The organism is Paracoccus aminophilus JCM 7686, from assembly GCF_000444995.1.
Lineage (GTDB): Bacteria > Pseudomonadota > Alphaproteobacteria > Rhodobacterales > Rhodobacteraceae > Paracoccus > Paracoccus aminophilus.
The window spans coordinates 347,062-356,065 of the sequence record NC_022049.1 but is presented as its reverse complement, the minus strand read 5'-3'; the positions used below and the strand labels follow the sequence as shown (position 1 = coordinate 356,065).

The 9,004-nt window shown below is 60.7% G+C and carries 7 protein-coding genes and 3 pseudogenes; 3 read left to right on the top strand and 7 right to left on the bottom strand.

Features of this window, described 5'->3' with window-relative positions:
- Nucleotides 1-314: 314 nt before the first annotated feature.
- From JCM7686_RS19735 to JCM7686_RS19725, 4 genes and pseudogenes are all read right to left on the bottom strand, one after another.
- Complete coding sequence (locus tag JCM7686_RS19735; RefSeq protein ID WP_236635904.1) at nucleotides 315-752, bottom strand: RidA family protein; 438 nt, start codon at nucleotides 750-752, stop codon at nucleotides 315-317.
- Nucleotides 753-1,004: 252 nt separating this feature from the next.
- Nucleotides 1,005-1,508, bottom strand: a pseudogene (locus JCM7686_RS19730) (carotenoid oxygenase family protein); the annotation flags it as partial.
- 88 nt (nucleotides 1,509-1,596) lie between these two features.
- Nucleotides 1,597-1,764: a hypothetical protein gene (locus tag JCM7686_RS24775; protein ID WP_158442385.1), complete on the bottom strand. Its 168-nt coding sequence runs from the start codon at nucleotides 1,762-1,764 to the stop codon at nucleotides 1,597-1,599.
- A 417-nt stretch (nucleotides 1,765-2,181) separates the two neighbouring features.
- On the bottom strand, nucleotides 2,182-2,748 hold the full coding sequence (locus JCM7686_RS19725; RefSeq protein WP_020952481.1) for an NAD(P)H-dependent oxidoreductase: 567 nt from the start codon (nucleotides 2,746-2,748) through the stop codon (nucleotides 2,182-2,184).
- Between the two features lie 88 nt (nucleotides 2,749-2,836).
- On the opposite strand from JCM7686_RS19725, the gene JCM7686_RS19720 reads away from it, so the two are divergent.
- The 3 genes from JCM7686_RS19720 (at nucleotide 2,837) to JCM7686_RS19705 (ending at nucleotide 5,760) form a co-directional block, all read left to right on the top strand.
- Complete coding sequence (locus JCM7686_RS19720; RefSeq protein ID WP_020952480.1) at nucleotides 2,837-3,724, top strand: LysR family transcriptional regulator; 888 nt, start codon at nucleotides 2,837-2,839, stop codon at nucleotides 3,722-3,724.
- 332 nt (nucleotides 3,725-4,056) lie between these two features.
- Nucleotides 4,057-5,144, top strand: a protein-coding gene (locus JCM7686_RS19710) for an IS3 family transposase (protein ID WP_148292561.1) whose coding sequence is annotated in 2 segments (ribosomal slippage) — nucleotides 4,057-4,318 and nucleotides 4,318-5,144 — 1,089 coding nt in all. Because the reading frame shifts where the segments join, the coding sequence is not laid out codon by codon here.
- Nucleotides 5,145-5,298: 154 nt separating this feature from the next.
- Nucleotides 5,299-5,760, top strand: a complete 462-nt coding sequence (locus JCM7686_RS19705) for a hypothetical protein (RefSeq protein ID WP_041527328.1) — start codon at nucleotides 5,299-5,301, stop codon at nucleotides 5,758-5,760.
- Between the two features lie 298 nt (nucleotides 5,761-6,058).
- On the opposite strand, the gene istB is transcribed toward JCM7686_RS19705, so the two are convergent.
- The 3 genes and pseudogenes from istB to JCM7686_RS19695 form a co-directional block, all read right to left on the bottom strand.
- Nucleotides 6,059-6,787 carry an IS21-like element helper ATPase IstB gene (istB, locus tag JCM7686_RS19700; protein ID WP_020952479.1) on the bottom strand — a complete coding sequence of 243 codons (729 nt, stop codon included), beginning with the start codon at nucleotides 6,785-6,787 and terminating at the stop codon, nucleotides 6,059-6,061.
- Between the two features lie 6 nt (nucleotides 6,788-6,793).
- Nucleotides 6,794-7,207 (bottom strand): annotated as a pseudogene (locus JCM7686_RS25195) (IS21 family transposase); the annotation flags it as partial.
- A gap of 449 nt (nucleotides 7,208-7,656) precedes the next feature.
- Nucleotides 7,657-8,982: pseudogene (locus JCM7686_RS19695) on the bottom strand (IS1182 family transposase); the annotation flags it as partial.
- Between the last annotated feature and the right edge of the window lie 22 nt (nucleotides 8,983-9,004).

The window sequence follows — 9,004 nt, the reverse complement described above, 5'->3', positions numbered from 1 at the left end:
GATCGCGCGTGAACGATTTTCGGTGGGCGTTTGATGCGCAGGAAACGATATCGTGGCGATAGGTGTTTGCGATTGTGCCAAAATAGGATCGTTGCTCTGAGGGGCTGTTCAAAGCCGTATCGGAATTTAAGCCAATAAACCTGCATGCTTTAGATGCGATTGTGCGGCCTATAGGTGAAGCGCGCTTGCGCAATATCACAAAAACGTTCTTTGAATACGTGCAGGATTGCTGTCGGAAAGAAATGCTTCAGAGTGCGCGATATTTCAGCTTTTGAACCAGGCCTTCCACATACCAACTATCGGTTTGCTATGTCTCAGTAAGGCACCGCCGAGATCGATGCGATCGCCTCAACTTCTACGAGCAGGCCAGGCATGAATAATGAGCTTACGCCGATCAAAGCGCTTGCTGGCGGGCACTCAAGGTTAACGTAGCGCCCCCGAACCTGTCTGATTGTCTCGATCATTTCCTTTTGATAGTCTACAACATAGATCGACATCTTGACGACGTTATCGAAAGTCGCGCCCGCTTGGTTTAGTACGGCTTTTAGGTTTGTGAACGATTGTTCTAATTGCGCCCTGAGATCACCGCCAACGATACCGCTTTCATCGAGCGCGACTTGACCAGATACAAATAAAAGACCTCCGCCATCAACAAAGATGGCTTGCGATGTCTGAGGGATGGATTGCCCAGGAAGATTTACGCATCTCATGAATAACGAGTCCATAATTTGATTGCTGATATTGTGACCCACGGAACGATCTTTTTTGGCCTATGTGATGTGGGTTTTGGTGCTCCTTAATATCCAGTCGAGATGAAATAGTTTAATGCTAATTTGTCATGCCAAGGATGACACGTAGCTACCTCTTGATTGCGGTGGGCGATACGTAGGACGAACTAGTATGGGCTCGCCGCACCCTAGCAGGCCGCTGAGATAGTCGCGCCGCCGGGCTGTTTTCTTGTGAGCTACTCCCCGAAGCTCGGACAGTTTTCCAGCTGATTTAAGCTACTGCCTGCGTCTGCTGATCGGTTTTGATGCAGTTGAAGGAGACCATGGCGGGCGGTTGCCCACCGTGGACGATGTGGGGCCGGAACCATTGAGAAACTCGCCGTGGACCAGCCGCCCTTGCACGTCGGCGATATGGTAGGTCAGATGCGGAGCCAGGGGCGAGCTGCCGAAGAACAGCAGCTCTCCGGTGCGGGGGAAGATCCTCGGGAGCGCGGTCATCATCGCCTTCAGTGCGCCGTCGTAATCGTAGGCACCCAAGGCCGCCAGTTCCGAGGTCAGTTCAAAGGGCGGGTTGATCTCCTGCAATGCAAGGATGCGTCCGGTATGGGCAATGACCGAGGTGCCTGCCGCGCTGGCAGTCAGGTCGATGGTGCCCTGATCGGTGAGGACCGCCTTGCCCTCGGTCAGCGCCGGGGTGTCGACCCGGCGGTTGCGATACCATTCGGCCTGCCCGCCCGATGTGCGAAGGCCGTGGATCATGCTCGAGCCATAGAACCAGGCACCGGGGGCACGCCTTCTGTCGGGTTGTGGTCAATGCGGAAATAGCGGCCCTATAGTGGCGTGGAGATGGCGTTCCGGACGGTCGGTGTCAGGGCAATCTCTCCTCCGTCATCGCGCGGAAATGGCCGGTCAGGAAGCTGGGCGTGTCGGCGATGTCGCCCTTGGCCAGCGCCTCGAAGCTGGCGATCGAGGCGGCGGTGGCACCGACGGCAAGGCCGCTGGCCATGCGCAGGATGTCGCGGCGGGTGAGTTTCATGGCTGGATATCCGCGCGAATGGTTTGGGCCCTGCGGCGTTCGCCCTCGGCCAGCAGGATCAAATTGGCGCACAGCACCAGCGCGCCGTTGAACGGGTGAGGAGAGAGCGGCAGTGGGCTCGCGTCGGCCGCCAGCGCGACCCGCGTCAGGTAGAGCGCGAAAGTCAGCCCCGGCCACCAACCAAGCCGTTCAGTCGGCGGAAGAGGAGCGCACCCCCAAGCAGCGCGAGGAGCGGAAGGGACAGGGCGCCACTAAGGCTCGCGCGCCGCCCCACGGCTCCCCGCTGCAGAACAGTGCGGTTCCGGCGCTGAGGAACTGGCCGAGAAGACCGAGCGGAAGTGTGCAGGCGGCAAGGGTAGACCAGACGGGTGTGCCGTCGCCAAGGTCCGTAATGGCGTCATGTGTCTTCTCCATGGCTCAAGCTGCCTGCTCCGCCGGACCGGCGATCCAGCGGGCGAGATGCGCGGCATAGTCCTGGGCGGCAGCGTCGATCTCGTCGAGCGACAGCTTGTCGGCGCGGTAGAAGACGAAGGGCTCGGCCCAGACCAATCCGCAGCGATTCGCGGTGGCGCGCAACGGTGCCAGGAGGTCCGTCATCGGGAAGAGGTTGCGCCCTCCCGCCACATAGGCTTCGGCCGTGTTGCCGGCGGAGGCGGCGATCATCAGCGGCCGACCTTCCAGCCGACGACCCTCCGCGTCGTAGGTGATGTAGAACATCCGGGTCAACACGGCATCCTGCCAGGCCTTCAGCAGCGGCGGGGCGGAATACCACTGCACCGGGAACTGCAGCACGATCCGGTCGGCGGCCAGCAGTCGCGCCGCCTCCCGTTCGCCGTCGCGGAAAAGATCGAGGCCGTCTGGGCAGGCGGCGGTCATATCGATCACCTCGACCCCGGGCAGGGCCGCAGCGGCGCGGGCCATCGCGGCGTTGGCTTTCGACCGGGTCAGGTCGGGGTGAAACATCAAGATCAGGGTCTTGGTCATCGTCATCTCCATGGTTGGGATGGGTGAATGATGCCGGGGCCTTAGAAATTACTCCAATCGATTAATGATCTGATCTATTATCCACCACATGAATTTGCGCTCGCTCGACCTGAACCTTCTGGTGATCCTCGACGCCCTTCTGGACGAGGCACATGTCAGCCGTGCCGCTGACCGGCTGGGCCTGTCACAGCCTGCTACCTCGGCCGCGCTGCAACGCTGCCGGCATCTGTTCTACGATGAATTGCTGGAGCGAGGGCGCGGCACCATGCGGCTGACAGCCCGGGCGGAATCGCTACGCGCGGCGCTGAAATCGCTGCTGGCCGGGGTGGGCGATCTGATCGACCCGCCCGAGGTGCCGCTGGCCGAGATCCGTCAAACCCTGCGCATCGCCATGGCGGACTATCCCGCGCTGTTCGTGACCGGCCCCTTGCAGTGCGCGCTGGCCGGAACGGCTCCCGGCCTCGATTTGGTGATCCAGCCCTGGCTCGGGGGCGAGGCGGCTCGCGCGGCGCTGGTCGACGGCACGACCGACATCGCTATCTCGGTCCTCCCCGGCGAGGATGCGGATATTCATCGCGAGGAGCTGCTTTCCGAACATTACATTATCGCGATGCGCCCCGGACATCCGGCGATCGCGGGTTTCGACTTTGACGGCTGGCTGGCATATCCGCATATCCTCGTCTCGGGACGCGGCGATGCGCGCAGCCCGCTCGACGCGGAACTGGCCCGCCTCGGCCGCAGCCGTCGCATCGGGCTGGTGGTGCCGAGCTTCGGTATGGTCCCGGATCTTCTGCGCGGGTCCGACATGATCGCCATGCTGCCCTCGCGCGTGATGCCTGCCGCGCCGGACCTGATCGCGCGCCCCGTTCCGATCCCGGTCAGCGGCTTCCCGCTGCATCTCGCCTGGCACCGGCGTCGCGCGAAGGACCGGGCGCTCAGGCATGTCGCCGACCTACTGGCGGAGATATTGAGGTGAAGGGCGAAAGTGACAGGCTGGACGAAGGCGCCGGCCGGTCTCGGCCAATGCTGCTTTGCCTCATCCCTGTGAGCCAACGTTCGGATGGTGCCGGAGCGAGGTCTCAGCCTCGATGGTAGCTATGCGGACCGAAGCGGTCGTGCGCGAGCCTCAACACTCATGACATTGGCATATTACGACGCCGTCAGGTTGGGAGCTCCCATGCCATCAACAGAGACGGTTAAGTGAATAGGTTGCATTAATCCGATACACCAAATGCCGGGGTAATCCTCCCCATGGTTAAGGGGCTGCATAAGTAGAATTTTCTCGTAGCGTGAGCTGAGGAGATTCGAATGAGAAAGAGCCGTTTCACCGAGCCGCAGATCATGGCCGTGCTTCGTCAGGCCGAGAGCGGCGTGGCCGTGCCTGAACTTTGCCGCGAGCATGGGATCAGCACAGCGAGCTTTTACAAATGGCGCTCGAAGTATGGCGGCATGGACGCGTCCATGATGAGCCAGATGAAGACGCTTGAGGACGAGAACCGGCGGTTGAAGCGCATGTTTGCGGACCTGAGCATGCAGGCCGAACTGCTCAAGGAAGCACTAGGAAAAAAATGACACGGCCAGTTCAACGCCGGGAGCTGGCCGAGAAGGCTGTGGCGACGAAGGGGGTCAGCATCGCGCTGGCCTGCCGGGCCTTTGGCGTGAGCGAGACCTGCTTTCGCTACAGCCCGAAGCGCGATGCCGAGAACGAGTTTATCGCGGACCTGTTGGAAGGGCTGACCAAGGTGCACCGGACCTGGGGCTTTGGGCTATGTTTCCTGCACATGCGCAACGTCCAAGGGCATCCTTGGAACCACAAGCGCGTCCATCGGATCTATTGCGAGTTGGAACTGAACCTGCGGATCAAGCCGCGGCGGCGGATCAAGCGTGACAAGCCTGAAGAGCTTAGCGTCCCTGACGCGCCGAACACGGTCTGGTCAATGGACTTCATGGCTGATCGATTGGCCGATGGCCGTCAATTCCGCCTCTTGAACGTGCTGGACGACTTCAACCGTGAGGGCCTCGGCATTGAGGTCGACTTCTCGCTCCCGGCCGAGCGGGTGGTCCGGTCCCTCAATCAGATCATCGAGTGGCGCGGAAAGCCCCTGGCCATCAGGGTAGACAATGGCCCTGAATACATCAGCTCCACGCTGATGATCTGGGCCGAGAAGCAGGGCATTGCCCACAACCACATCCAGCCTGGGAAACCACAGCAGAACGCCTACGTCGAGCGTTACAACAGGACAGTCCGCAATGAATGGCTGGACCTATACATCTTTGAAACCATCGAGGAGGCGCAGGAGATCGCAACCGACTGGCTATGGACTTACAACAATGAGCGCCCCAACATGGGCATCGGCGGCATCACACCCGCCCAGAAACTGAAGATGGCTGCCTGAAGTCTACTTCTGCACCCCGTTAAAACGGGGAGGATTACCGCCGCAGACCGCCTGCGGTGACGGCAGCGATGCGGCTAGCCGCCGTTCGCCTCATCTGTATCATCGAGTTTTTGATCGTGGTGTTGAGATCGCGATATTATGAAGGTTGGTATCGATGATGAAAGCGCGCACTCTGGCTGTTATGTCTCTCGCGATCTTGGCAGGCTGCTCGTCTGAAGACGCAAAGCTGCATAGTAAGACGATTGCCGGCGGCGGTCGTGCGATCTCGGTGCTGGGCAGCACAACATATGAGATGTCTGGAGAGGATTTCGGCAACGGTAACGTCGGGTTGTACAATATTCGATCAGCCGACAAGGGGCCTGTGTCTGGGCGATTCTCTCTGATTAACTGCCAAACAGCAAAGATTACTCGCGTGGAGCTTGTCGAACCTCCTGGAGATATTCGCGATATAATTGAAAAAATAAGAAAAGCAGGGGGACTCTCATCGCCAGCTCGTCTGGCGGCAGACGCGATGAGCTACGGGCTGGCTGCAACTACCGGTCAGGTCAAGCGTGGCGAATATTCACAGGGAACACGGGCGGCCAACGCCTGTACCCTCTTCTACGGTTCGGAGTAGTATAGCCGTGGGTTCCGAAAAGGCTTCGTTCCACCAGGGCCTACCGAAATCACCCTCATTGAGCCGCCTCTGAACCATGCCTCCGCACCTGGAGATCGATAAGTCGATACAACCCTAGGAGCTGAAGGAGATCGTCTCGGGCATCTGAGAGAGATGGGTTCAGAATGTAGGTGGCGATATGTCAATCGGCAGGCAAACTGCCCCCTTATCGGCGTGCAATATTGACCCCGTTGATGCGGTTTGCGGCGGGGCCTGAGCCGACGGAACTGATCAGTGGTGGAGGCGGGTCAGGCCCCGGTCATGCGCGGTTCTTGAAGCGCCATGACTCGTTGCCGGTCTCGATGATCTCGCAATGATGGGTGAGCCGGTCGAGGAGTACCGTGGTCATCTTGGCATCGCCGAAGACGGTCGGCCATTCCCCGAAGGCAAGGTTCGTGGTGACGATGATCGAGGTGCGCTCGTAGAGCCGGCTAATGAGGTGGAACAGCAGCTGGCCGCCTGACTGGGCGAAGGGCAGATAGCCCAGTTCGTCCAGGATGACGAAGTCTAGGCGTGTCAGGTAGTCGGCCATGCGACCCTGCTTGCCATTGCGCGTCTCGGTTTCCAAACGGTTCACCAGATCGACGACGTTGAAGAAGCGTCCGCGGGTGCCGCCCCGGATCAGGGCGCGTGCTATGGCAATGGCGAGGTGGGTCTTGCCAGTGCCTGCGCCGCCGATCAGCACGACGTTGCGCTGGTCAGAGACGAAGCTGCCGGTGCTGAGGTCGCGCACTAGGCCCTCATTGATCGGCGTGCCGGTGAAGTCGAACTCTTCGATGTCCTTCGCCAATGGCAGCTTGGCGACGGTCAGTTGATAGCGGATGGATCGTGCCAGCTTCTCGGCAATCTCCGACTGCAGCAGATCGCCGACGATCCGGGGCGGCTCGTGCTGACGCTTGATGCCGGCGGCCATGACCTCGTCATAGGCGCTGCGCATTCCGTAAAGCTTCAGCGTCCCCATCAGATCGAGGATTTGGGTGCGTTCCATAGTGGCTTGTCCTCTTGAGGTTATCGTGAGCCGCGCGCAGTCGGCCACGGGCTCATGGGTCAGGCGCAGCGCGGTTGGTGTGAGCAGCAAGGGTGGTGGCGCGGGGTCGCGCTGGCGGGCGAGGATGTTGATGACGACCGGCGCGGAATGGACGCCGTGATCGAGCGCTTCGCGGCAAGCGGCCTCGACAGCCTGAAGGCCGTCCTCCGGCACGCAGGCCAGGATCTGGACCATTTGCCGATCGCCATCATCGCTGCCCTTCAACTTGCGGCGGATCGCGGACATGGCGGCGGGCAAGGCCCAGTCCCTGAAGGGCGCGCCATTGCGCAGCGCTCCGGGTTTGCGCGCCAGAACAGGCACATAGGCCTCGACCGTCACCGCCCCGCGGGCCTGTGACCAGGTTCGCGCAAACCGGCGCACGGCATCGTATCCGCCCTCATATCCGAGCGCCTGCAGTTCCTCGAAGATGCGGATCAACGTCAGCCGCTCGCGAGAGGCCTTCGACGCATTCGAGGACAGAAACTGTTCCAGCTGCCCCTGCCATGGCCCGATCCGGGGCAACGGCTGGCGGCTGCGCTCATAGCTGAAATCCGTCTCGTCCGACCGAAGTATCTTGCGCACCCCTCAGCCATTGCTCGGACCAATGGCGCAATGGCTTCGATCCGCGACACGTGCAGCTCCCGAACGATCTTCTTCACCGACCAGCCATGAACATAGAAGGCTCGCCGGACCCGCGCGATCGTATCAACCCGCTTCATCTCCCCCTCCGCTCGCTGATCCTCCAGCGAACGGTCTGGCAAAACATCAGGGGGGTCAAAATTGGGTGCCGATACCCCACTCTAAGGGGTCAAGATTGCACGCCGAAACACAGTCAGCAAATGGGTATGCCCCATCCAAGCCTTGATTGTGCCGAAAGGATGTTCGACCGTGCAGCGGCGGAGCGTCATCGGATCGGTGTCCCTGCTCAGCCTTTCGTGCATCGCGTCGATCAGATGCTCATGTTCCCATCGGGTGATCCGGCGCTCTGTGCCAGTGGTGCAGCGGCTTTTTAATGGACAGCTCTGGCATGCGTTGATCCAGTATCGCCGGACCTGAAGGCCACCTTCCTCGCGGGTGTAGCGGTAGATCAGTTCCTCGCCAGCAGGACAGACATAGACGTCGCGTTCCGGATCATAGGCGAAATCGGCCTTCACATACATGCCCTTGGCCGCATTGCCCGAGGTGGCGGGGCGCGGCACGGTCGTGGTGATGCCCGCCTCATGGCAGGCGAGGATCTCGGGGCCGCTGAAGTATCCCTTGTCTGCGATGGCGTGCAGGTCTTCATGCTGAAGGGCATCCTTTGCCGAGATTGCCATCGGGCTGAGCTGGTCGCGATCAAAGCCCTGGTTCGTGACTTCGTGGGTGACGATGATATGGCTCTCGGTATCGACGGCGGTCTGGACATTATAACCAACCATACCGCTGTGGCGGGCGCTGGTCGCCATGGCCCGAGCGTCGGGATCGGTCAGGGAGATCTGCCCGTCGGGGGTATCGGCCAGGGCTTTGTCCATCGCCTTCAGCCGATCAATCTCTTGGCGGATGCGACCATAACGCCGAGCCAGATCCCGGACTTTCCGGGTATGGGTCTCGCCTTCCTCCTGCCGGTCGATGCGCACCATATCGTCGATATAGCGCTCGACATCAGCTTCGAGATGGGTGAGGCGGCTGGCAATCTTGTTCTTCGTGAAGTTGCGATCACGGTTGTTCACCGCCTTGAACTTACTGCCGTCGACCGCAACGCAATCGCCCTTCAAAACGCCAATCCGACGACACAGGTCGACGAACTGTGCGCAAGTCTTGCGGATCGCCAGGCCGTTCGCGCGGCGGAACTCGGCGATGGTCTTGTGGTCGGGCGCGAGCCGGCCAATCAGCCACATCACTTCAACATTGCGCTCGGCCTCGCGTTCCAGCCTGCGGCTCGACGGGATCCAGTTCAGGTAGCCATAGATGAACAGCTTCAGCAGAACGGCGGGATAATAGCCGGGTCGGCCGGTGCGCGCCGAGGTCGAGCGGATGAAACCCAAGTCTGCCAGATCAAGCTCATCGACGAACAGGTCAACCACGCGAACAAGATCATCCTCGCCGATCCAGTCTTCCAGCCGGTTCGGGAAAAGCACCGTCTGGCTTCGCTGAACTCCCTCGATGAAACCCGCCATGCCGCTCCTCCCGCCATCACGG

Bases quoted from the DNA above. Each gene is read 5' to 3' on its own strand.
- JCM7686_RS24775 (WP_158442385.1), bottom strand. From the start codon at position 1,764: ATGAAACTCACCCGCCGCGACATCCTGCGCATGGCCAGCGGCCTTGCC.
- istB (WP_020952479.1), bottom strand. From the start codon at position 6,787: ATGGAACGCACCCAAATCCTCGATCTGATGGGGACGCTGAAGCTTTAC.
- JCM7686_RS19705 (WP_041527328.1), top strand. From the start codon at position 5,299: ATGATGAAAGCGCGCACTCTGGCTGTTATGTCTCTCGCGATCTTGGCA.
- JCM7686_RS19720 (WP_020952480.1), top strand. From the start codon at position 2,837: ATGAATTTGCGCTCGCTCGACCTGAACCTTCTGGTGATCCTCGACGCC.
- JCM7686_RS19725 (WP_020952481.1), bottom strand. From the start codon at position 2,748: ATGACCAAGACCCTGATCTTGATGTTTCACCCCGACCTGACCCGGTCG.